This window comes from Campylobacter canis, assembly GCF_045504005.1.
Taxonomy (GTDB): domain Bacteria; phylum Campylobacterota; class Campylobacteria; order Campylobacterales; family Campylobacteraceae; genus Campylobacter_A; species Campylobacter_A canis.
In genome coordinates, this window is record NZ_JBJJXH010000004.1 from 57147 (window position 1) to 80864 (window position 23718).

General features: G+C 37.7%; 27 protein-coding genes. 14 read left to right on the top strand and 13 right to left on the bottom strand.

What is annotated here, in order from left to right; translation table 11 throughout:
• The first annotated feature begins 153 nt into the window (after positions 1-153).
• The 4 genes from mscL to ACHJH3_RS05115 all read left to right on the top strand — a co-directional run bounded on the left by mscL (position 154) and on the right by ACHJH3_RS05115 (position 3301).
• The gene (gene mscL, locus ACHJH3_RS05100) at positions 154-555 is read left to right on the top strand and encodes a large-conductance mechanosensitive channel protein MscL (RefSeq protein WP_407063859.1); all 402 of its coding nucleotides are present in this window, start codon (positions 154-156) and stop codon (positions 553-555) included.
• 68 nt (positions 556-623) lie between these two features.
• Complete coding sequence (locus tag ACHJH3_RS05105) at positions 624-1262, top strand: Crp/Fnr family transcriptional regulator (protein WP_407063860.1); 639 nt, start codon at positions 624-626, stop codon at positions 1260-1262.
• 124 nt (positions 1263-1386) lie between these two features.
• On the top strand, positions 1387-1935 hold the full coding sequence (locus tag ACHJH3_RS05110; RefSeq protein ID WP_407063861.1) for a cytochrome c3 family protein: 549 nt from the start codon (positions 1387-1389) through the stop codon (positions 1933-1935).
• 19 nt (positions 1936-1954) lie between these two features.
• Positions 1955-3301, top strand: a complete 1347-nt coding sequence (locus tag ACHJH3_RS05115) for a multiheme c-type cytochrome (RefSeq protein ID WP_169942508.1) — start codon at positions 1955-1957, stop codon at positions 3299-3301.
• A 75-nt stretch (positions 3302-3376) separates the two neighbouring features.
• On the opposite strand, the gene ACHJH3_RS05120 is transcribed toward ACHJH3_RS05115, so the two are convergent.
• On the bottom strand, positions 3377-4306 hold the full coding sequence (locus tag ACHJH3_RS05120) for a hypothetical protein (protein WP_407063862.1): 930 nt from the start codon (positions 4304-4306) through the stop codon (positions 3377-3379).
• A gap of 184 nt (positions 4307-4490) precedes the next feature.
• On the opposite strand from ACHJH3_RS05120, the gene ACHJH3_RS05125 reads away from it, so the two are divergent.
• The 5 genes from ACHJH3_RS05125 (at position 4491) to ACHJH3_RS05145 (ending at position 10513) form a co-directional block, all read left to right on the top strand.
• A complete protein-coding gene (locus ACHJH3_RS05125) occupies positions 4491-5564 on the top strand; it encodes a metallophosphoesterase (RefSeq protein ID WP_407063863.1) in 1074 nt (357 codons plus the stop codon).
• Positions 5565-6365 carry a phosphatidylserine decarboxylase gene (locus ACHJH3_RS05130; protein ID WP_407063864.1) on the top strand — a complete coding sequence of 267 codons (801 nt, stop codon included), beginning with the start codon at positions 5565-5567 and terminating at the stop codon, positions 6363-6365.
• Between the two features lie 10 nt (positions 6366-6375).
• The gene (locus ACHJH3_RS05135; protein WP_407063865.1) at positions 6376-6732 is read left to right on the top strand and encodes a hypothetical protein; all 357 of its coding nucleotides are present in this window, start codon (positions 6376-6378) and stop codon (positions 6730-6732) included.
• A gap of 615 nt (positions 6733-7347) precedes the next feature.
• A complete protein-coding gene (locus tag ACHJH3_RS05140; protein WP_407063866.1) occupies positions 7348-9297 on the top strand; it encodes an McrB family protein in 1950 nt (649 codons plus the stop codon).
• On the top strand, positions 9269-10513 hold the full coding sequence (locus tag ACHJH3_RS05145; RefSeq protein WP_407063867.1) for an McrC family protein: 1245 nt from the start codon (positions 9269-9271) through the stop codon (positions 10511-10513). Before ACHJH3_RS05140 ends, ACHJH3_RS05145 begins: the two co-directional genes overlap by 29 nt.
• 309 nt (positions 10514-10822) lie before the next feature.
• On the opposite strand, the gene ACHJH3_RS05150 is transcribed toward ACHJH3_RS05145, so the two are convergent.
• From ACHJH3_RS05150 to folD, 12 genes are all read right to left on the bottom strand, one after another.
• Entirely contained in the window at positions 10823-11560 is a 738-nt protein-coding gene (locus ACHJH3_RS05150) for a DNA alkylation repair protein (protein WP_407063868.1), read from the bottom strand.
• A gap of 70 nt (positions 11561-11630) precedes the next feature.
• Positions 11631-12203, bottom strand: coding sequence for a hypothetical protein (locus ACHJH3_RS05155; protein ID WP_407063869.1), 573 nt, complete (start codon positions 12201-12203; stop codon positions 11631-11633).
• A gap of 209 nt (positions 12204-12412) precedes the next feature.
• Entirely contained in the window at positions 12413-12904 is a 492-nt protein-coding gene (locus ACHJH3_RS05160) for a DUF6622 family protein (protein ID WP_407063870.1), read from the bottom strand.
• Positions 12905-12929: 25 nt separating this feature from the next.
• Positions 12930-14033 (bottom strand): redox-regulated ATPase YchF, encoded by a 1104-nt coding sequence (gene ychF / locus ACHJH3_RS05165; protein WP_407063871.1) that lies wholly within the window; start codon positions 14031-14033, stop codon positions 12930-12932.
• Positions 14033-15484, bottom strand: a complete 1452-nt coding sequence (locus ACHJH3_RS05170) for a leucyl aminopeptidase (protein ID WP_407063872.1) — start codon at positions 15482-15484, stop codon at positions 14033-14035. Before ACHJH3_RS05170 ends, ychF begins: the two co-directional genes overlap by 1 nt.
• Positions 15462-16070 (bottom strand): DedA family protein, encoded by a 609-nt coding sequence (locus tag ACHJH3_RS05175; RefSeq protein ID WP_172197544.1) that lies wholly within the window; start codon positions 16068-16070, stop codon positions 15462-15464. Before ACHJH3_RS05175 ends, ACHJH3_RS05170 begins: the two co-directional genes overlap by 23 nt.
• A gap of 1 nt (position 16071) precedes the next feature.
• A complete protein-coding gene (locus ACHJH3_RS05180) occupies positions 16072-16620 on the bottom strand; it encodes an adenine phosphoribosyltransferase (protein ID WP_169942487.1) in 549 nt (182 codons plus the stop codon).
• 14 nt (positions 16621-16634) lie between these two features.
• Positions 16635-16967 (bottom strand): hypothetical protein, encoded by a 333-nt coding sequence (locus ACHJH3_RS05185; protein WP_169942486.1) that lies wholly within the window; start codon positions 16965-16967, stop codon positions 16635-16637.
• A complete protein-coding gene (gene rpiB, locus ACHJH3_RS05190) occupies positions 16957-17415 on the bottom strand; it encodes a ribose 5-phosphate isomerase B (RefSeq protein WP_169942484.1) in 459 nt (152 codons plus the stop codon). Before rpiB ends, ACHJH3_RS05185 begins: the two co-directional genes overlap by 11 nt.
• A 100-nt stretch (positions 17416-17515) precedes the next feature.
• Positions 17516-18100 (bottom strand): site-2 protease family protein, encoded by a 585-nt coding sequence (locus ACHJH3_RS05195; protein ID WP_407063993.1) that lies wholly within the window; start codon positions 18098-18100, stop codon positions 17516-17518.
• A gap of 95 nt (positions 18101-18195) precedes the next feature.
• Positions 18196-19062 carry a signal peptidase I gene (gene lepB / locus ACHJH3_RS05200; RefSeq protein WP_407063873.1) on the bottom strand — a complete coding sequence of 289 codons (867 nt, stop codon included), beginning with the start codon at positions 19060-19062 and terminating at the stop codon, positions 18196-18198.
• Positions 19063-19065: 3 nt separating this feature from the next.
• Complete coding sequence (folD, locus tag ACHJH3_RS05205) at positions 19066-19917, bottom strand: bifunctional methylenetetrahydrofolate dehydrogenase/methenyltetrahydrofolate cyclohydrolase FolD (protein ID WP_407063874.1); 852 nt, start codon at positions 19915-19917, stop codon at positions 19066-19068.
• An 84-nt stretch (positions 19918-20001) separates the two neighbouring features.
• Here folD and ACHJH3_RS05210 point away from each other — a divergent pair, with 84 nt between their 5' ends.
• Genes ACHJH3_RS05210 through ACHJH3_RS05230 form a run of 5 tightly spaced genes read left to right on the top strand, consistent with a single transcriptional unit; the run spans position 20002 to position 23717 of the window.
• Positions 20002-20373, top strand: a complete 372-nt coding sequence (locus tag ACHJH3_RS05210; RefSeq protein ID WP_169942476.1) for a c-type cytochrome — start codon at positions 20002-20004, stop codon at positions 20371-20373.
• Positions 20363-21646 carry a glutamate-1-semialdehyde 2,1-aminomutase gene (hemL, locus tag ACHJH3_RS05215; protein WP_407063875.1) on the top strand — a complete coding sequence of 428 codons (1284 nt, stop codon included), beginning with the start codon at positions 20363-20365 and terminating at the stop codon, positions 21644-21646. The genes ACHJH3_RS05210 and hemL overlap by 11 nt, the downstream gene beginning before the upstream one ends.
• Positions 21639-21923, top strand: a complete 285-nt coding sequence (locus ACHJH3_RS05220) for an AtpZ/AtpI family protein (RefSeq protein WP_407063876.1) — start codon at positions 21639-21641, stop codon at positions 21921-21923. The genes hemL and ACHJH3_RS05220 overlap by 8 nt, the downstream gene beginning before the upstream one ends.
• Entirely contained in the window at positions 21923-22531 is a 609-nt protein-coding gene (locus ACHJH3_RS05225; RefSeq protein WP_407063877.1) for a hypothetical protein, read from the top strand. The genes ACHJH3_RS05220 and ACHJH3_RS05225 overlap by 1 nt, the downstream gene beginning before the upstream one ends.
• The gene (locus tag ACHJH3_RS05230) at positions 22527-23717 is read left to right on the top strand and encodes an MFS transporter (RefSeq protein WP_407063994.1); all 1191 of its coding nucleotides are present in this window, start codon (positions 22527-22529) and stop codon (positions 23715-23717) included. Before ACHJH3_RS05225 ends, ACHJH3_RS05230 begins: the two co-directional genes overlap by 5 nt.
• The last annotated feature ends 1 nt before the right edge of the window (position 23718 follow it).

A 23718-nucleotide genomic window follows, 5' to 3' on the forward strand; every position in this document is an offset into this window, starting at 1 on the left:
GTTGATTTGGGCTTGATTATAGCATTTTGTATGTAAATAATGTGTTAAACAAAATTGTTTATAATAACGCAATATTTAGTTTGATTTTCATTTAGCGTCTTAAAACTAAATCGAATTTTATATCTAATAAAATTTAATCACAAGGAGTACTAAATGAGTTTCGTTAAGGAATTCAAAGAATTTGCGATGCGCGGTAACGTGCTTGATATGGCTGTGGGTGTCGTTATCGGCGGGGCTTTCGGTAAGATTGTTTCATCATTGGTTGGCGACGTGATCATGCCTATCGTTGGAGTTTTAACCGGAGGAGTAAATTTCAGCGATCTTAAATTTGTGCTTAAAGAAGCTGCCGGCGAAGCGCCTGCCGTAACGGTTAATTACGGTTCGTTTATTCAAACTACGGTTGATTTTTTAATAATCGCATTTTGTATTTTTTGTGTTATCAAGGCTATAAATTCACTTAAAAAACCAAAAGAAGAACCTGCTCCTGCAGCACCTGCCGCTCCAAGCGAAGATATAGTATTGCTAACTGAGATTAGAGATCTTCTTAGAAAATAAAATTATTTTCATGAAGGAGCTCTCCTTCATGAAAATTTAATATAATCAAAACAACAGCGGATAATGGAATGCTTAGGCAAATAGGATTTTTTAACGAGCTAAATGAAGGCGAACTTAAAAGACTTGAAGATATAAGCATAGTTAAAAAATATAAAAAAGGCGAGTTTTTATTTATGGAGGGAGAGGAGTCAAAGTGGCTTCATCTCATGATAAAAGGTTCGCTGAAACTTTATAAAATCGGACCTAAGGGAAAGGAAATTTTCCTTCATCAGCTAAACGGCATGACTTTCGTCGCCGAGCTTGCGAATTTTGAAAATATCAAATTTCCAGCTACGGCGATATTTGTATCTTCCGGCGAAGTGCTAAAGATAGATTACGATAAATTTTACAAAGAATTTTTATCCAATCCTAAAATTTCAGTCGGCATCATAAAATCTCTATCTCAGAAACTAAAAATCGCAAGCGAACTTATCCATCAAGAGCTTGTTTTAAGCTCGGAGGCAAAAGTGGCTAAATTTTTAGTAAATCACTCTGATCTTTTTAATGCCTTAAAACACATCAAAATAGCTTCTATTTTAAACATAACTCCTGAAACTTTCTCAAGAATACTTGCTAAATTTAAAGCCCAAGAGCTTGTAAATTTGGACTCAAATAACAAAATCATCAGTATTTCCGAAGATAAACTTAAAGATTTTTTTGATAACTAATATTTAATATCAAATTAAGATTAATTGATTTTCGTCAATAATTTTTAATTCCGGCTTAGGTATAATAATTTAAATATTTTATTATAATATTTAAAGAAAATAAAATGTTACAAGAAGGATCCGTATGAAAAAGAAGTTTTTTGTTTGGTCGGTTGTACTTGGCATATTTATAGGTTTAATATCATCAATCGGTATCGCCGATATGCTTCATTATACCGGAAGCGATAAATTCTGCACTATGTGTCATACTATGAATCCTATGGTAACGGCATATAAAAACGACGTTCACGGAGGAAATAACAAACTTGGTGTCAAAGCCGAGTGCTCAGCCTGTCATCTTTCGCATGATAATACCTTAATGTATCTATGGACAAAGGCAAAAGTTTCTATAAATGACGGATATAAAACCGTATTTACCGATGTAAGTAAGATTGATTGGCATAAAAAGCGAGATCATGCTTATAAATTTACTTACGACAGCGGGTGCATGACCTGTCATTCGAATTTAAAAGAGGCTAATAATCAAGTCGATAAAGCTTGGCTTGCTCATAGGGATTATTTCGCAGGTCATATAAATAAAACCTGTGTTCAGTGCCACAACAACGTGGGACACAAAAATATGGGCATTGAGATTACTAAATACTGGGACAATATAAATGCAAACAATAAATAAAACCTATAAAGGAGGAACAATGTTGAAAAAAGTTGTTGTATTATTAACCTGTCTTTTTTCGTTCGCATTTGCAGAAAGCATTTCGGATGCAAATCTTGTGAAAAACTTAAAAGTTAATCGCAATTTAACTCCGCTTGCTAAAAGCTGCGTTGAGTGCCACGCAAAAGAGACCCCCGGCATCGTTGCTGATTGGAAAAATAGCCGTCACGCGCATGTCGGAGTAAGCTGTACGGATTGTCACTCGCATCCGGCCGATAGTCCTATGGTGGGTAAAAAAGTGCATCCAAAAGATAGCGATAACCACGTGTCGGTTTTGGTAAGTCCAAAAACCTGTGAGAAGTGTCACGCCAATGAAGTTAAGGAATTTAACGAGAGCGGTCACGCAAGAGGTGGTATTCAGGTTTATGCTAAAAAGGGCATGCTTGATCTGATGTATCACTTTGAAGGTAGAGGTCATCCTGATTTGCAAATTTCTCCTGATTCAACAGGCTGTATGCAGTGCCACGGCTCTATCATTAAGATGGACGGCGATAATCGCCCGACTAAAGAGACATGGCCAAACTACGGTATAGGAAACCTGTATCCTGACGGTGGAATCGGCGGATGTAAATCATGCCACAGCGGGCATAAATTTGCTATAAGCGAGGCTAGAAAACCTGCAGCCTGTGCATCTTGCCACCTTGGACCTGATCATCCGGATATAGAAATTTACAACAACTCAATGCACGGACATATCTTTAACTCAGAGGGTCATACGTGGAATTTCGACAGCGCTCCTGATACTTGGGCTGTTCCTGATTATAGAGCGCCGACTTGCGCGACTTGCCATATGAGCGGAGTTGGCGAGCTGCAAACTACTCACAACGTTTCAAGACGCCTTAAATGGAATCTTTGGGCGCCTCATAGCGAGCTAAGAACAGGCGGTAACGACACGGCGGTAAGCGAGTATCAAAAAACTGGCAAACTAAACATAGGCACGCCTTTGGCAGGTCACGTAGATGGTCCGGAAGCCGCTAGAAAAGAGATGAAGATGGTTTGTAAAGAGTGCCACGTATCCTTGCATACCGATAATTTCTTTGAGATGGCGGACAAGCACGTAATGCTTTATAACGATTATCATAAAGATGCTAAAGCTATGCTTGATGATCTTAAAGCCAAAAAGCTTCTTAAAGAAGATCCTTGGGCGGATGAATTCCAAAGAATTTACTACCACTTATGGCATCACGAGGGTCGCCGTATGAGACAGGGCGCTTTGATGAACGGACCTGATTATGCTCACTGGCATGGAGTTTTTGAGGTGAAAGACGATATCAGAAAACTTCAAGAGATCTATGACAAGAGACTAAAAAGCGGAACGATAGAGTAATTGTTTCAAATTAAACGGGCGGGAGCTTTCTCGCCCGTTTTAAAATTTACTTTTCAAATAATCTTTTTAAATTTACTATTTTTTAACTCTCATGGCTTTATGAATTTCAAACAAAACCTCATCGTTTTTATCCATCACGCAATCTTGAACAAAATACCACCAAAAATATCCGCCGATAAAATTTTCATTAAATTTCGGCATATTGTAGTATCTTTTGGCCATATTAACCTTACTTGTTTTGTTTGCATCTTTGCTTACATTTCCGCACTCTCCTATGCCTAATTTTGAGTTTGGAAATTTTACTTGCAGCTCATCAAAAATATTTTTCCAATCAGGCAAAAAACCGCCATTATCATCTTCATAGTAGCTTACAAAAACATAGTCTATATTTTGTTTTATATTGTTGCTGATATATCTTTCTACCCAATCTAGCATCTTGATTTTTTGAAAATTTGGCGGCGTATAATAAAGCGTTAATGCGCTTAAAGCGTTTTTGCTCAGTATAAATTCATAAGCCGCCTTCATTTTATTAACTATCAAATTTAGATCATCTCCCAGCCAGCCTTCGCCGTTTATTTCGTTTGCAACCTCCCAAATTTTAACGTAAGGTAATAAGTTGTCATAAGAATCCTCAAAGCGTTTTTTATAGCTTTTAATGTCTTTATATAATTTCATTTCATACGAATCAACGGGCGTTGCCATTATGTAAGCGACTTCATTTATCTTTTTAAACATTTGGATATAGCCTGAAGGATGAGTATCTTTTGACATGACTATCCTTACCACAGGCTTACTCGGCATGCTTTTTAGAGTATTTATGATACCTGATAACTTGACTGCGTCATACCAGCTATCATCTATGGTAACTCCATATAAAAAAGTGTTTTTAAAATCTCGCTTTGAGTCGATTTGTGTCTGTGTATTTATCTGCTCAAAGTTGCTTGCCTGAATAAAATTTAATGCCAAAAACAATAAAACCACATTTATAAAATAAAATTTTTTCAAAATTTGCGTCCTTTATATATTTATGTTTTTTATTATATCACTTGATTTGATTATGCTTAATAAATTAGATTTTGCTAAATTTGATTGTTTTATTTGGTATTTCGCCGTTTTGTGATAGATATTTAATAATTTTGGATAAATTTATGCGATGTTTTATGTAATTTCTTCACTTATTATAATTTTTATGAATTTTGTTGCCTATAGAGGGCTGTTTGCTAAAACTGAGGGCCGAGGTCTGCACAAATTCCTGCTTGGCGTGTTTTTTACGACTCTTGCTATGGGCGGTGTGTTGCTTGCTTTTTCGCTTAGGTTTAACTTTTTAAATGCAGAATTTAGACTCGCTTTTTCGCTTATGCTTGCACTTAGCTTTATACTATTTTCATTTGTTCTCTTTTCAAATTTGATTATAGTCGCCTTTAGACCGGTTACGAAGCGTGTTTTTAGCGAAAGTAGGCGTAAATTTTTAAGATTTTATCTTGATGTTACGATATTAATTCTTGCATTTAGTTACTTTTTTAAAGGTATGTATAACGCTTCGCACGTCCCTGAAGTAAAGCGCCAAAGTATCGTGCTTAAGGGGCTTAAAAGCCCTCTTAGGATAGCAATGATAACCGATATTCATTTGGGAGATTTCTTAGGAGTCCCTTTTGCCAAGGCTTTGGTTGAGCGTATAAATTTACTAAATGCCGATGCGGTCGTTATAGTAGGAGATATAGCCGATCTTCCTCCAAGCAAACTTGGCGAGTATATAGCTCCTTTTGCCGAGTTTAAATCTCGCTACGGGACATTTTATGCACCGGGAAATCATGAGTATTATAACGGTATTGAAGGAACGCTAAAAGAGATATCAAAGATCGGTATTCAAATTTTAGGCAATGAAAGCGTGAGTATAGGCGGTATAAATTTAGCCGGAGTTTATGATCTCATCGGCTATAGATATAAATTCTACGAGCCTGATTTAGAAGCCGCTCTTAAAAATACCGATAAGAATTTGCCGACCGTTTTGCTTGCGCATCAGCCTAAATTTATCAAATACATGCATAAAGATGTGGATTTGGTTTTGTGCGGACACACTCACGGAGGACAAATTTTCCCATTTTCGCTTCTTGTAAAGATTGATCAGAAGTATTTAGCGGGGCTTTATCAAGTAAATGATAAAATGCAGGTGTATGTAAGCAGGGGTGCGGGATTTTGGGGACCTCCCGTAAGAGTGCTTGCGCCTAGTGAAATTTCTTTGTTGGAGCTTAAAGGAGAGTAGATGAGAAAGAGGATTTCTCAAATTTTCGGCAAAATTGCAGGAACCGCATTTCCTAAATTTATGCAAGATTTTATAAATTCAAACTACGTCAAATATTTTAAAATCGATATGAGCGAGTTTAAAAGACCTCAAGATTATAAGAGTTTAACCGCGCTTTTTACAAGAGAGCTTGTGATAATGAGAAAATTTGATGAAGCCAAAGAGGTTCTTATCAGTCCAAGCGACGGACTTTGCCTTGAGTGTGGAAAAAGCAACGCGCAAAAGGCTTTAAGCATAAAAGGACGCGAGTATGATATCGCCGAACTTTTAGGCTCGGCTCTTGAAGATAAATTTAGATCAAGCGAATTTGATTATATCAATATCTACCTATCTCCGCGCGATTACCATCGATATCACTCGCCAAGCGATATGCAAATTTTAAGCGCTCTTTATATCCCGGGAGATCTTTATAGCGTAAGCATAAAGGCTCTTAAAGAGGTTGAAAATTTGTATGCCAAAAACGAGCGTGTGGTTCTAAAGTGCAAAATAGGCGAGGGTAAGATACTCTGGCTGGTATTTGTGGGCGCTTTAAATGTTGGCAAGATGAAATTTATTTTTGACGAGCGAATCCAGACAAACGCTACGGCTTCTTTCATACAAAGCTACGAATATGAAAATTTACGGGTTAATAAGGGCGACTTGCTCGGCTACTTCGAGCTTGGATCAACTATTGTGATGATAGCTGAAGACGGTGCGTTAGAGCATAATCTTTTTGAAGGCAAGACACTGAAATTCGGCGAATCTATAGGGTTAATCAAATAAGGAGATCGCGATGGGAACGCAACTTGTGGAAAATTCGGAACTCAAAGAGACGCTTGAGCTTAAAGAGCATATAGAAAACAACACCGTTGTTGAAATTTGGGAGAATTCGCAGGATTTCGAGCGACTTGCAAGCACTACCGTAAAAACTATGCGATACGTAAACGAAGAGCAGGTTAGGGAGTTTGCGCAGGGGCTAAATCAAATGAACGAAAAGATACTTAGCCTAACCTTTGAAGGGGTTAAAAAACACTATGAAAAACAATCAGAAGGCATCAATAAAAAGCACAAGATAAATCTTGCCTGCGCCTTTGCTGTCGGAGTTGTTGTAGGTGCTGTGCTTTTTAAGATAGCTACTTTTGTGTTTTAGGCTTTGATTTTTAAATTTTGTTTAGCTAAAAACATAGAGACTGCATGAAATTTTGGCTTTTTATTGACTTTATATTTTGCTTTTAATCTCGATTTTGGACAGGATATTTATAATGCTAAAATGTCTTATAGTGATATTTATGTAATACTTTGAAAGACTCAAGACGCTCCTGCTGGTAGGCTTATTGCCGATAATAAAAAGCAAGAATCTAGCTTCAAAAATTTTAAAAGACCAAAAAACCGACACAACATAATGCTTGTAAAATAATAATTTCATAGCTTTAATTGATGACTATATAATATTAAGTAAAGATATATCAAGGATTTTTAAGTGTTTTAATATCAAAAGCGTAGTCTTTAACTGATACACACTTGAAGAGCTAAGTCTTGCTCTTGACAAAGTAAGTAGTGAGCTCGTACATCAAATAGAGAGCATTTATAAAAAGATGAAATATCCAAAAATAGTAAGAAATTTTTATGACCATATAAAACGTGATTGCAAGAAGCTTAATTATTTAATTTTTTGATAACCACTTTAATAAATCAGCTTGACATACTATTAAAGTTTGAGATAGAATTTTAATAATTATATTGTAAAAAATAACAAGGAATGAATATGAAACAAGATATAGATTATGAAGGCTTTAAAAAATATTGTCAAAATCAATCATTAGCCGAATCTACAGTATTAACATACCAGTCAGACTTTAAAAATTTTGTTGATTTTTTAGAGAAATATTCTAATGATTCAATATTTGATTATTGGTCAAAAAGAAAAGAGGATAAAAATTATTTAACAGCAGAATTCTTATCATTAACAAACAAAAGCCAAACAACATTTAACGACTACAATGTAGCGGTGCGAAAATACATGAAATTTCAATCGCATATCAAAAAGGAGCTGAGCATGGTTGAAAAACTAAAACTGAAGCGTGAATTTTTACAAAGATGGCATTTTGAAACTGTAAAAAATATGAAATTAAGCGATTACACAGATGTTGGCTCAAAGGATACTTTTACATATTGGCTTGAAAGTAAAACTCAAGACTTAATAAGTATCTGGGGAGGATCTGCTTATAAATTTGGTATTTTTAAACGAAATCAAAAAGATAGTGTTAATGAATTAAAATCTGGTCAAGCTAGTGATGGCGAGTATGGGTGGTATGAAAAATACGGCAAAGATAGAGATGAAGCATTTGAAAACGTTAAAAATCTAATCATTCAAATTATAACTTATGCTAAAAATGAAGATTTCGGCAATATTGATGATATAGACTTTGGTTCAGCAGTAAAGTGGAAAATAGCTTTTTTATACGCACCGGAGAAAACATTATTGCATATTGTAAAAAAAGAAGCATTTTATTATTTGGCAAAAATACACCATATAGATTCAAATAATATCTCTCAAATCCAAAAAGAACTTATTGCTAAAAAACCAGAAGATAAAGATTTTTACGAGTATTCTTCTGATTTATGGAAGTTGTGGTCAGACTATGATAGTAAAAACCAGCAAAGCAATCTCAATCGCATTGAAAAATTTAAGAATAAAGATGAATTGGAAAACAAAGCAGAAGAAATAAAATTACCTTTAAACCAAATTTTATACGGACCTCCAGGAACAGGAAAGACTTATGTAGCAATGCAAGAACTAAACGATAGTAGCAATTATAGTTTTATAACATTTCACCAAAGTTACGGATACGAAGAATTTATTGAAGGCATTAGACCTAATTTTGACGAACAAGGTAAAGAGATTAGCTATAAAATAGAAGATGGAATTTTTTATGAATGTTGCAAAAAGGCTATTTCTCTAACAGATTTTAAAGGGAGTTTTGAAGAATTTTGCAATTTAAGCAAAGAAGAAAGATGTAAAATTTTTAAATACGAAACACCAAAATTTACTCTAATTATAGATGAAATTAACCGAGGCAATATCTCTAAAATATTTGGCGAACTTATAACTTTACTTGAAGACAATAAACGTCTAGGAGGAAACAATGAGCTCATTCTTACTTTGCCATATTCAAAGAGAAAATTTGGAGTGCCAAAAAATCTCTATATAATAGGTACTATGAATACAGCAGATAGAAGTATAACTCCTATCGACACAGCACTTCGCAGAAGGTTTGAATTTGTAGAGATGATGCCTGATTATGATGTCTTGTCAGATAATTTAGAGGGTATAAATTTACAAGAAATGCTAAAAGCTATTAATGAAAGAATCGAGTTTCTTTACAATAGAGATCATCAAATTGGACACGCTTATTTAACGGGAATTAAAGACTTGGATGATCTTAAAAATGTATTTAAAAATAAGATAATCCCTCTTTTAGCCGAGTATTTTTATGAGGATTGGGAAAGTATTAAGAAGATTCTAAATGATAGCTTTTTTGAAGAAGAAAGAGAGGGATCGAAATATTTAAAAGATATACAGGGTGGCAATAATAAGATAATTTATAAAATATCCAACGCTGACAAGTGGAATTTTAAAGCAATTTACGAAAAATCTGACATTTCTAGCCAAGAGCAGTATGTAAATGAAGCAGAAGATAATACAGATAAGTGAATTTGGGCTTATTTTTAATAGCGAAAAGAGTAGTGATGAATACAACAGCAAGTATCTTTGTGACTCCATAAAATGCAGTAAGCAATATCAAGAGTTGGAAGAGTTCGCTAAAAGCGATGCGGGGCAACAGGTTTTTGAGTTTGCTAAAAACGGTAAGTGCTTGCGTGCTAAAAATTATGTTGGAACTTTACAGTTAAAAAATGGTCTTACGATAGAAATCCTCCCAAAAATAGCAAAAATTCAAACAGGCGAAAATAAGCAGGCAAGTCAGGATGATGCAAAAGTAGTATTAACTAAGCTTTTGCACATACTCTATAAATTGCCAAACTATAAACACATAGATAAAGCAAATTTTAATTATCTAAAACATATGCGAGTTTTTGAGATTTTTATTAATATGTTTTTAGATGAGATGGGGCGAATTATCAAGCAGGGGATTAAGTCTGACTATATCCTTTTGCAAGAAAATCAGCATTTTCTAAAGGGCAAGCTGCTGTTTAATGAGAATTTGCGCTTAAATTTGGCTCACAAGGAGAGATTTTTCGTCGAGTTTTCAGATTACAATCAAAATCGCCCTGAAAACCGCCTTTTAAAAAGCACATTAGAATTTCTTTATCTACTATCAAGCGACAGAAACAATAAACGCCTTATTTTACAATATTTGGAGCATATGGGGCAGGTGGAGTACTCGTCAAATTTTATGGCTGATTTTCGCAGTATTAAAAAAGAGCGAGGACTAAAGCATTATGAGAAAGCACTGATATGGTCTAAAATATTTCTAAGCCGCTCAAGCTTTGATGCTTTTAATGGCGATAGTGTGGCTTTTGCGATTTTATTTCCTATGCAGACTCTTTTTGAGAGTTTTGTGGGCTGGTATTTAAGAAAGAATGAACCAAATTTAGCTATTTTAGAGCAGTTTAACAGCCGCGATTTTGTTAAAGGACTGTTTGGTGTTAGACCTGATTTTATTGCGAAAAATTCCGAAGATATAGAGTTTATCGCTGATGCAAAGTGGAAAATAATCAGTGAAAATAATGATTTTAGTCAAAATGATTTTTACCAACTTTTTGCATATCACAAGCTTTTTAAAAGTCCAAAAACTTGGCTTTATTATCCGAAGTTAGATGGAAAAAATTGCAATAAGCTTTTTGAGTATTTTGATGGAGATAAAATTGAAATTTGTTTTTTAGATATCTTAAAAGAGCTTAGTAATTAAATAAAATTTAGATTATCGATATACTAAATCTACATATCTTTTTTTAAATACGAAAGCAATCTTTTGCGTAAAATTTATAACAACTCTCAATACATGCAGTTGCAAAGAAGGGTTGTGATAATTAAGATCGCGAACAATTAACATCTTGCGCGCCTAAGAGTATTGCTGATAGGCGGACAAGTTATATTAGACATTGTAATATCTTTCCGACTATCCAATCTATTTATGGTTTGCAAACACTCATTTGCGGTTTGTTGAGTCCATTATTTTAAAATAACCTTAATTCATGTAAAATAATGGTCATAAAAACTAAATACTAATTTTTCTTGTGGCGTGTTTTACTATCCACTGCGTGTTTTGATTTGGCGACTTGCTCCAATCAAGCAGTAGCTCTTTGGCGGCATTGAAATTTACCTTTAGGTAGTCAGCGATATTATTCGCCACCGATCTTTTCACAAATTTTATCTCGTCTTCTTTTAGAATTTCTAAAATTTCAAATACCGACGAAGGATCGTCTATGAAATTTTCAAGCTTACTCGCCCAAGGAAGCTTTGGACGCAAGCCCTCAGATGCAAGTCTGCGAAGGTGAAAATTTTCTGATTTAGCCCAGCCTTTCATAACTTCTAGAGTATCCTTAGGATATTTTCTTATAAAAGCTCTTATTGCGTATTCGCCCGTATTTCGCTTGGTTATCTCAGAAATCGCCTCTATGGAGGTTTTAAAGTCGTTAATGCCATAAATTTCAACGAATTTGCCCATAGGCAGCACCCAGTAATACTGCTTAAACATGCCTGTTTCGTTTGGATTTTCTTCGCCTAAAACGCTTGTTAAAATTTCTATTTGGTTTTTGTAGTCCAAATTTAGCGTAGAGTTAAGTTCTCTTGCGTGAAGCTCTATCCTGCCTGAATATGCTAGGTCATGAACCTTGCTTGCTATATTTTTTATATATTTTTGCTCGTCAAATTTTGGATAAACGGCTTTGATCTTGCCTGATAAAAGCTCTGCTAAATTCACGCCAAAATGTTGCGCTAAACTATAATCACTCATTGAATTCCTTTTTAAGATTGGGCTAAAACTCAAATCCGTCAAAACATATAAATGACGGGTTTGATTTGGATTATTTGCAAGTTATATTTGGAAAATCAGTTTTAATCGCGCTTAGTTTTTGATCTATAAAATTTGTAATAACTTTTTCGTCCGTATCGCTACTAAATTTAACCGCATAGTGCGTAGCTGCAAGTCCGCAATCAAGCTTTTTGGTTTGGATTAAATTTATCTCATAGTTATCAAAATTCTTATCTCCTTTTACGGGATAGTAGATCGTATATCCTTGATATTCTTTATCAGATATATCTTTAAACTCAAATTTTGTCTTGCCAAACTGCCCGCTTTTTAGGGTGTTTTCAAAAATCTTTTTATATGTTTTGATTTCAGCTTTGCTATCTAAGCTTACGCTAATTAGCTTACTCCAGCCGAAGTTTTTTTCGTTTTCAAGATAAAATTCCGCCGTTTTTAAATTTTGCCCTTTAAGGGTGAAATTTAACCCGTCTAGCTCAATATCATTAGGTAAATTTATTGCTTCAAGTTCGCTTGCAGGTAGCTTAACGGTGTATGAACTAGACTGCGTGCAGCCTGTTAAAAGTAGTAAAGATACTACAAAATTTACTTTTAAAATATTTTTTAATATCATAAATTATCCTTTTTGGTGTATTTGATCTTGTAAATTAACTAAATTTACGCATAATTATAACAGATTAAAGATCGAAATTCTCATCAGTCGCATAAATGAATTTGTAAAAACGCGATATGCGTGGTAAGCTTTTGAAAATATCGCAGTAGGATTGGCTTGATCGGTAAGGCTTTGCTAAAACGCTAAATTGCCGCGCTAGGCTATATTCGCTAATTTTTATTCCTTAAATTCCAAATAGCCAAGATTCTTGCCAAAAATACTCCGCTAAATCCCCCAAGCATAAAGCTTAATGCGCTTATAAAAATATTTGAGTTAAAAATTTCAAGCCCTCTAGTCTCGACATAAGTGGCTGTGTATTTGGTAAAAAATATCCCAATCATTAATGCCATATAGAGAAAGCTTCCCTTTATAAGAAATAAATTTGGATTAATTTGTGTAATTTGACTGCTAAATTTGTTAAAACCTATAAAGACGCTAAGTGTAATACCGAGTAGCCAAAATATAAAGGAGTAAAAAGATAATCCAAAAGATGACACAAGGCTAAAAATCGAGAATATGAGCATAACAATAGGCAGAATAACCGCTCTTTTTAAGCTTAGTTTGCGATCAAAGCTTTGCTTGTAGCCTAGAAAAATCAAAGCGATAAATATCGCAAAAGCCCACCAAGGCGTATGTAAAATAGCCTCGGTTATAGTATTCATGACTTATTTTATCGCTTTGATTAAATTAAACATTAAACCTAAAGTGCATTACATCGCCGTCTTGTACTACATATTCTTTGCCTTCAAGGCGCATTTTGCCGGCTTCTTTTGCGCCTGTTTCGCCGTTGCAAGCTATGTAGTCATCATAGCTGATTACCTCTGCTCTGATAAAGCCTCGCTCAAAGTCGTTGTGAATTACGCTTGCGGCTTTTGGAGCCTTCCAGCCTTTTGTGATCGTCCATGCTCGCACCTCGACAACGCCTGCAGTAAAATAGCTTATCAAATTTAGTTTAGCAAAAGCGGTGCGAATGATCTTTTCAAGACCGCTTTCGTTTGCGCCAAGCGAGCTTAAAAACTCATGCGCTTCTTCATCGCTTAGCCCTACAAGCTCCTCTTCTATCTTGGCGCATAGTTTTATCACCTCATGCCCTGAACGAGCGGCAAATTCGCGAAGTTTTTTTACATACTCATTATCTTCGCTTATGCCTTCCTCGTCGACATTTGCGCCATATATTACTTCTTTTGCGCTAAGTAGCCTTAGTTCTTTATTTAAGGATACAAACGCCTCTTCTTCTCTGTCTTCAAAGCTACTTGCGCTCTTGCCCTCATTTAGGTGGGCTAAAAGCTTGGTTGCTATTTCAAGCGCTTCTTTTGCACCTTTTTGATTGGCTTTTGCATCTTTATTCAGGCGTTCGATTTTTTTATTTAGTTGCTCGATATCGGCTAGGATTAGCTCGGTTTCTATGATTTCCACATCTCTCACCGGATCTACGCCGCCTTCTACGTGAGTGATGTTTTCATCCTCAAAGCAGCGCACAATATGAAGTATGACTTCGGTTTCGCGGATGTTTGAAAGAAATTTATTTCCAAGTCCTTCGCCCGAGCTTGCGCCTTTAACAAGTCCTGCGATATCGACAAAATCGATAGTAGAATACTGAATTTTATTTGGATTTACGATTTTAGCCAACTCGTTTAATCTCTTATCAGGCACTGGCACGACGGCCTTGTTTGGTTCGATCGTGCAAAACGGGTAGTTTGCGCTTTCTGCGTTTTGCGCCTTTGTAAGAGCGTTAAAAGTAGTTGATTTGCCGACGTTTGGAAGTCCTACTATACCTACTCCAAGACCCATTACAGCTCCTTTGCAAGTGCGTTAAGGTAGTATAAATTCATTCTTACGCCCGCGCCCGTTGCGCCTGATTGGTTGTATCCCCACGCTTTTTCGGTATATGCAGGACCTGCGATATCTTGATGAATCCATTTATCTTTAAACTCTTCTTTTATGAATTTATCAAGGAATATGCCTGCCGTGATAGCTCCGCCGTATCTGCTTGAAGCGGTGTTGCTAACGTCTGCTATCTGGCTTTTTACAAGCTCTTTTAAAAAGCGGTTAAATTCTAAGATGGAAGCAAATTCTCCGCTTTTTGCGCTTTTTGTCTTAAGCTCGCTCTTTAGCTCCTCGTTATTTCCCATAAGCCCTATGGTGTATTCGCCAAGACCCACTACGCAAGCGCCCGTAAGTGTCGCCATATCGATTAAGATATCAGGCTTTAGCTCTTGCGCCCAGCTTAGGCAGTCAGCCAGCACCAAGCGGCCCTCTGCGTCAGTGTTTCTTACCTCTATGCTTACTCCTGAGCGTGAGATCAGTACATCATCAGGTTTGTAGGCGTTTCCTCCTATCATATTTTCAGTCGCTCCGCAAACAGCGTGAATTTCAAAAGGCAGCTCAAGTTCGCTTGCTCCCTTAATGATACCAAGCGCCGCCGCCGCTCCGCCTTTATCGGCTTTCATCGTAAGCATATAATCAGCAGGCTTTAAGCTAAGTCCACCGCTATCGTATGTTAAGCCTTTGCCTACAAATACGATCTTCTTTTTAGGAGATTTTGGCTTATAGACAAGATGTATGAGGCGAGGAGGATGCACGCTTGCGCGATTTACGGCTAAAAATGCGTTCATATTCTCTTTTTTTAGGAATTTTTCGTCGTAAATTTTGCATGTTACGTTTTTTAAATTTTTAGCTAGAATTTGCGCATCTTCAGCCATTTTTACCGGAGTGTAAATTTCAGGAATTTCATTTACGATATCTTTTGTGAAATTTGCCGCATTTGCCATTATTTCACCGTGCTTGATACCAAGTTGGGCTTTTGATATATCAACTTCTTTGCCGTTAAATTCCTCCGAGCTAAAGATGATCTCATCTAGCGCGTAAGATTCTTTTTTCTCTTTGTATTTGTTAAATTCGTAAGCTCCCAGCACAAAGCCCTCGACCAAGCTTTGAAAGCTCATTTTGGTGCATTCGCCAAGATAGCTTGCAAGCTTGAGTTTTTTGACGTTTAGCACTTTGACGGCGTTATAGGCTTTTGCCGCAGCTAGTCTAAATTCCTCAAATTCAAGTTTGGCTAGCGGCAGATAAAGTCTTGCATTTTCTATTAGAAGTAGGGGGCTATCGCCTTTGTAGTTGCTAAATTTAAAGCTTTTGTCGTCTTTTATAAATTTATGCTTTAAATTTTTATCCACGACAAAAATCAGCTCCAAATCAGCCTTTATCTTGTCGATAGGTTTATTGATTATGTTGAATTTCATTTTTTCTTACCTTTCTTTCTTTTAAAATTTTATCCTCAATCCTCTTAAATCCGTAAAGCAGAGTGCCCAAAAATCCAAGCACAATAGGGATTGCTATATACCAGTGTTCTTTGGCATGCTTTAGCATGATTAAAATTTCCTCGCCCAGATACCAAGCAGGTATTATCGTGATAGCCGCCCAGCACCACGCGCTTATCAAATTTATAAATGCGTATTTTTTTGCGCTGTATCTTGTTATGCCTATGCTCATCGGAATGATAACGCGAAAACCGTACATATAGCGCTGTATGAAGATGATAGGCCAGCCGTATTTTTTAAGCAAGATGTGCGCTATAGCGAATTTTCGCCGCTGCTTTGCCAGCTTTTTGGCTATGTATCTTTTGTTGTATCTGCCTAGATAAAAATATACCTGATCGCCCGCAAAACCGCCAAGCCCCGCGATAAATATCGCTAGAGGCAGATCCATGTGTCCCGAGTGTGCCAGAATTCCGCCCATTATAAGAGCCATCTCACCTTCCATCATGCACCATAAAAACAGCACGATGTAGCCGTATTTGGCAAGAAGTTCGATTAGGAATTCTTCCATTTCAAACCTCTAAAATGCTATAAATTTTAGTAAGCGGTTTTAAAATTTCACTTCCTTTAAGCTCTTTTAAATCTATCAAAAAGCAAGCCTCAACGCATTTGGCATCAGTTTGATTGATAAGCTCAACTGAGGCTTTTGCAGTTCCTCCCGTTGCTATAAGATCATCTATTAAAAGAACTCTTGCACCCTTTTTGTTGCCAAAAGCGTCTATGTGAATTTCTATCTCATCAACTCCGTATTCAAGAGAGTATTTTTGAGAAATAGTTATGTATGGAAGTTTTTTAGGCTTTCTTATCGGCACGAAAGGCACTCTTAGCCTAGCTGCAAGCGCAGCGCCGAAGATAAATCCGCGAGATTCGATTCCTGCGATAAAATCTATATCAAGCTCTTTGTATCTCTCAACCAAGTGATCCATAAGCAGATCAAAAGCCTCTTTGTTGTTTAAAAGTGTCGTTATATCGCGAAATACGATACCCGGCTTTGGGAAGTCATTAACGCAACGAATAGAGTCTAATAAAAATTTTCTTTGTTGTGGAGTTAGTTCTTTCATATCATTCCTTGAATTTATAATAATGCTTCGATTTTGCCCTCAAGCTCACGTATGCGCTGCCTGAGTTTTTCGTTTTCCAGTCTGTATTGAGAATTTCTTGTGCGAAGAGCGTTTGCGTCGTTTTTTACTTTGTTTAGCTCATCGGTTAGGATGTCGATATTTCCAAGGCTTCTTTGAAGCTGCACCTGAAGCTTTCTTATAACTACTTCGGTGTCTTGCAAATTTCCTTTCATGAAGTCTTTTGTGGAGCGCTCTTTTTTAAGTAGTGTTTTAAAGTAAAATACCATAACGGCAAGGTAGATGCAGATGCAGATTAAAAATGTTAAGACTAGCCAATCAGAGATCATTTTTTGCCTCGCAACAGCTTAGTTTATCAACTCTTCTTGCGTGTCTTCCGCCTGCAAATTCGGTCGAGAAAAAGGTCTTAACCATCTGCTTTGCGTCCTCTGAATTTGTCGTTCTTGCACCAAAGCAAAGCACGTTTGCGTTATTGTGTTCGCGCGCCATAGTAGCGGTGTAGGTATCGTGACATAGTGCGCAACGGAGATTTTTATGTCTGTTTGCCGCGATTGATATACCTATGCCCGTTCCGCATATAAGTATGCCGTATTCTTCTGCTTGGCGGATATTTTTGGCCATCAAATTTGCAAAGTCCGGATAATCGACACTTGTAACGGCGTCGTTTGTGCCAAGGTCGATTGCGTCAAAATTTAGCGTTTTTAAAAACGCTTTTATCTCCTCTTTAAGCTCAAAACCTGCATGATCGCTTGCTATAAAAATTTTATCGATATTCATAAATTTTCCGTGATTTAAAAATGTCTGATTATAGCAAATGTAGGATTAAAGAAAGATTTTGCTGCCGAATTTAGAGCAAATTTAGGAGAAAATTTAAGCCCTAAAGCATATTTCTAAACAGAGCGAATACATATCTTATGGGATAAAATACTTGTTGGCTGATAGGCGAGATCACAATGATAACGAGCACTATCATGCCGTATTTTTGTGCGCTTGACAGTAAATTTGCCACGCTTTGTAAATTTAACATCCTAAATAGATACTCAAGCGCTTTTGAGCCGTCAAGCGGAGGGATAGGGTAGAGATTAAACATCCCTAAGATCAAATTTACGGCCATCAGCATAAAGAAAAACTGTATCAAAATAGACGGCACAAAGCCGCTTTTGATAGCAAAAAAGGCTAAAATCGCAAGGATGAAGTTATATATGATCCCTGCTAAAGAGACCAAAATAGCAGCCTTGTATCCGCCGTTTCTTATGACGGTGTAGGTATTTACGGGCACCGGCTTTGCCCAGCCGATCACAAATCCCGTGCTTAGATACAAAAGTGCAGGCACTATGATGGTGCCAAGCGGATCTACGTGTCTTATCGGATTTATACTAAGTCTGTTTTGATTTTTGGCTGTTGTGTCGCCAAATTTATACGCTACAAATCCGTGAGCTATCTCATGCCCCACGATAGCCATGGTTAGAGCTACGACTAGAGTTGCTATCTCTACTATGTCGATATTTTCAAGCGCGCTCACTATCAAATTCCTTTAAATTTTGCGAGAATGAAATTTTACTCGATCCTGTCGCCGTCATCATGCCTCTCATCTCTTGCGGTTTTAGCAAATTCAGGCTCGTTTTGTATAGTGTCTATCAGCCTTCCTATACGGTTCCATCTGATCTTATAATCATCATCAAGCGAGAAGTAGATGAACCACGGCTTACCGACTATATCTTTATACGCAACGCTTCCCCAAAAACGACTGTCGTTTGAGTGGTCGCGGTTATCGCCCACCATGAAGTACTCCTCATCGGGCACTTTGAAATAAAACGCATTAAATGGAAGTTCGTTTACCTTTGGCAAATTATCTATTATCACAGGTTGCATGGCAAATTTGCCTGCGTTTAAGTAGTATAAGGCTTGTTCAAAGAGATTTATCTTCTCGTCGTATTGAATTCCCGGAAAATCATAAGGCTCTTTTACGAAATTTTTGCCTGCAAAATTTACGATTTTTTCGCTTGGGTAGTTTGCTTTGATAAACTCATCTCCTTCGTGCGGACGAAGAAACATCTGCTTCTCGCTAAATACAACTTCATCGCCACCGAGTGCGAAATTTCTTTTTACGTAGTGGATTTTTTCGTTGTGCGGATATCTAAAGACCACGATATCGCCGCGCTTTGGACCTTCTCCGTTTATAAGGTGTCCGTTGCCTCTAAAATCAGGCAGCACCTTAACTTCAAGCCAAGGAATGCGAGGTGTCGGCACTCCGTAGCTAAATTTCTTGACAAATAGATGATCGCCTATCAAAAGCGTGTGTTTCATAGAGCCTGAAGGGATAACAAAGGCTTGCGCAACGAAAAATATTATAAGCAGGACGATTACGACAGTGCCTGTCCAGCTGTTTGAGAAATCTAAAAATTTATTAAATGCCTTTTTCAAAATTTACGCCTTTTTTACTCTGTTTTTGGCTGATTTTATGGTGTTTGAAAGCAGCATGGCAATCGTCATCGGACCCACTCCGCCGGGAACCGGCGTGATGTAAGAGCATTTTGAAGCTACTTTATCAAAATCCACATCACCTACAAGTCTTCCGTCATCAAGTCGGTTTATGCCCACATCTATCACGATAGCACCATCTTTTACCATATCTTCGGTTACAAAAAACGGCTTTCCTATCGCAGCTACGAGGATGTCTGCACTTTTGCAAATTTCTTTTAAATTTTTAGTTTTGCTATGAGTTACGGTAACCGTTGCGCTTGCGTTTAGTAGCAAATTTGCCATAGGTTTGCCTACGATATTGCTTCTTCCGATTACGCAGGCGTTTTTGCCGCTTACATCTATGTCGTACTCTTTTAAAATTTCCATTATGCCAAGCGGTGTGCAAGGCACAAATCCGTCAAGTCCGCTTGAAAGTTTGCCGACGTTTATCGCGTGAAAGCCGTCTACGTCTTTGTTTGGGCTTATGGTTTCTAAAATTTTATCCGTATTGATGTGCTTTGGAAGCGGAAGCTGGACTAAAATCCCGTCTATGCTATCGTCTAAATTTAAAAGATCTATTAGTGCTAAAAGCTCGCTTTGAGTTGTTTGTTCGGGTAGCTTGTGCATGATGGATTTGATCTCGCAAGCGTGGCAGGCTTTTTCTTTTGAGGCGACGTATGTTTGGCTTGCCTTGTCCTCTCCGACTAGTATCACCGCAAGAGCAGGCTCAACGCCTAAATTTTTGAGCTTCACGGCTTCGTTTTTAACTCTTTCTTTCATCTTTGCGCTTACGGCTTTTCCGTCTAGCAAAATCATAACCAATCCTTTATGCTGTTTTAATCACAAAGATTGTATCATAGCTAATTTTATATTAAATTTTACAAAAAACGAAAAGGGCGTATGAGAAAATTTATTCTGCCGATCTTGCTTTTTAACTGCGTTTTTGCAAGCGATTTTATAACCAAAAACGAATACGCCAAGATGCTTTACTCAAACCCGCGCGGCATAGGATGCGATAAGTGCCACGGCAAAAAAGGCGAAGGTGCGCTCATAGCTAAATTTAAGCACTTTGACAAAAAGAAAAACGAAATGGTTGATGCAGAACTAAAAGCTCCTCGTATCAACAACCTTGATTTTTGGAAATTTAGCGAAGCTTTAAAGCGCCCAAAAGACGTTATGCCAAGCTATTTTTTAACAGATGAAGAGACGCTTTTATTATACGAATACGTAAAAAATTTCAATGATGATAAGGACAAAAAAGATGACAAATAAAGAGGCTTTCAAAGAGGCAAAGAGCTATATTCCAGGTGGCGTAAATTCGCCCGTTCGAGCATTTGGTAGCGTTGGCGGCGAGCCATTTATGGTAAGTTACGGCAAGGGCGCTTATCTTGTGGATGTAGAGGGAAATCGCTATCTTGACTTTATTCAAAGCTGGGGACCGCTTATATTTGGACACTGTGATAAGGATATAGAAAATGCAGTTATAGAAACTGCTAAAAGAGGACTTAGCTTTGGCGCGCCTTGTGAGCTTGAGACGAAACTTGCTAAGCTTATTTGCGATGAGTTTGAAAATGTAGAAAAAATTCGTTTCGTAAGCTCAGGCACGGAAGCTACGATGAGCGCAATAAGAGTTGCAAGAGGATACAGTAAAAAAGATGGTCTCATAAAATTTGAAGGCTGCTATCACGGTCATAGCGATGCGCTTTTGGTTAAGGCGGGAAGCGGCGCTACCACTTATGGAAACGCTTCAAGCTCGGGAGTTCCTGAGGATGTGGTAAAAAATACTTACTTGGCAAAATATAACGACCTTGCAAGCGTTGAAGCGATATTTAAAAGCGGTGCGCAAATAGGAGCGGTGATAATCGAGCCGATAGCCGGAAATATGGGGCTTGTGCCTGCTTGCAATGAGTTTTTAAAAGGTCTTAGGGCGCTTTGTGATGAGTATAAGGCGGTGCTTATCTTTGATGAGGTGATGAGCGGCTTTAGAGCAAGCAAGCACGGATCGTTTGAGTTTAATAAAATAAAAGCCGATATGGTAACTTTCGGTAAAGTTATAGGCGGGGGAATGAGTGCGGCTGCATTTGGCGGGAAGGCCGAGATAATGGACTGCTTAAGCCCTGACGGCGCCGTTTATCAAGCGGGCACGCTAAGCGGAAATCCTGTTGCTATGGCTGCAGGTATTGCTTCTATTAGCAAAATTTACAAAGACGAAAAGCTCTATGATAGGCTCGGCTTACTTGCCAAGATGCTTGTTGAGGGCTTTAAAGAGGCTGCCGATAAAAACGGCATAGATCTGCAAATTTGCACTCGCGGCTCTATGTTTGGCTTTTTCTTTACAAAAGACGAGGTTAAAAACTACGATGATGCGCTAAAGAGCGATACGAAAATGTATGCCAAATTTCACAGAGCTATGCTAAATCGGGGCATTTATCTTGCTCCTAGTCAGTTTGAGACGGGATTTATCTGCTCGGTGATGAGCGAAGATGAGATCAAATTTGCCGTAGATATGGCTAATGAGGCTTTTAAAGAGATAAAAAATGGCTAAACTGAAAATAGGCGAGGTCGTAAAGGGAGCCGAGCAGTTAAGCCTTGGAATTTCCATAGTCGTAGCGCTTGCAATAGGCGCAGGACTTGGATTTTGGGTGATGAAAGAAACAGGCTGGACTTGGGCGCTTTTTGCGGGATTTGCCCTTGGTATCGCAGCTGCCGTTTTAAATGTAAAAAAAGCCTATGATAAGCAGATGAAGAGCTTTGAAGAGTTAAAGGATGAGAGTAAATTTAAGCGCGCAAAGAGCGATAAAGACGACGAGGAAGATGGGTAGTGCTCATTGATAAAAGGCTTTTTGTCGTTTATGGCGGATTTGAAATTTTGCTTTTGATAAGCTCGTTTTTTATGGGTAAAAGCTGGTTTTTTAGTTCGCAAGTTGCATTTTTTGGCTCGATTTTAATACTGCTGGCAAGTTTTAGAAGCTATAAAAATCGCGTCCTTTCAAAAGTGGAAGAGGCTAGGCTTACCTTGCAAGACGATGATGAAGATGAAATTTGGGGCGAGAGTTCGCAAGATGACTTAAAAGCTAAATTTGAAGCTAAGGCGAAAGAATTTAGGGCAAATCAAGCTAGCGAGGTTGATGAAGGTTCAAATTTGGGTTCTCACAATCCTTCTAAAGCAGATAAAAAAGAGGAAAATTTAGAAAATTTAAGCGCAAAAGAGCTTTTAAAAAGAGAAAAGCGGCTTGCTAAAAAAAATATAAAATTTGAGAATTTGCAAACTGCATTTGTGCCTTTTAGACTTATGGCTTATGCGTTTTTGGTGGTCGGATTTTTGGCGTTAAACAGAAACGAAGTTTTTGATATGACGGCATTTTTGCTTGCTCTTGGGGTTATGCCCATAGGAGCTTTGGTGTATGGAGTGATTGTTCGTGGCGATTAGTAGTAAAAGGACGATAAAGACGATGGGGCCGCTGTTTGTCGGCATTTCGTTTTTGTTTATCGGAAACGGTCTTGTGATAAGTTCGGCGGGTATAGAGCTTAAAAGAATGGGCGCAGGCGAGCTTGCGACAGGCCTTGTAATAGCCGCGTTTTTCATAGGAGCTATGCTTAGCACCATAATGTCGCACAAGATCGTTTCAAAAGTAGGACATATCAGAAGTTTTGCGATATTTTCATCGCTTTTTGGCATTGCCGCGATGTTTCATGAGCTAAGCTCAAATTTATACTTTTGGTCGCTACTAAGGGGCTGTCTTGGATTTTGTTATTACTCTATCTTGATGATAGTTGAAAGCTGGCTTAACGAAAGAGCGAGAAACGAAGTTCGCTCACGCGTGATAGCTTTTTACGAGATCGTATTTTACGTCTGTTTCGGACTTGGAATTTTAGTGCTTAGTCTTGATCTTAGCTCGTCCGAGATTTTTTTGATAAGTGCGGCTTTTATCCTTATATCAAGCATACCTTTAAATTTAGTTCGCATAAAAGAGCCTCCGATACCTGAGCGTAAAAACATAAGCATACCTAAAATTTTCGCTCTCGTGCCGCTTGCCTTGATCACGAGCATAGTAGCGGGAGTGCTTGTAAATGGGTTTTTTTCTATGGCTAGCGTTTATATCTTGCTTCAAGGATTTAGTCCTAAAGAGGTGTCGTTTTTTATGACGATTGCGATGGCGGGAGGATTTATCGCGCACGGTATCATAGGCGGAATTTCAGATAAATTCGGTAGAAGGCCCGTTATCATCGGATGCTCTCTTGTCTCTCTTGCGGCTGCGATTATTTTTGTGAAATTTGATTTGAGTATAAATTTACAATACGTATTGTCGTTTTTCTTGGGCTCGGGCGTGTTTTGCCTATATGCTCTTGCGCTTGCCAGAGCAAACGATATGCTCGTGCATAAATCAAAATCGATCGAAGTAGGGCGCGCGATACTTTTTAGCTATTCTATCGGCTCGCTGTTTTCGCCTGTTATTATGGGTGTGGTTATGAGTTTTTACGGAGCTAGCGGGTTTATGTGGGTTTATGTCGTGCTTTTAACGCTTTTGATACTATTTGCCCTTACTCAAAAAACGGTTCCCGAAAAATATCGCAAGAGCTTTGAGCATAGTCCAGGCACTATGGCAAACAGCTAAA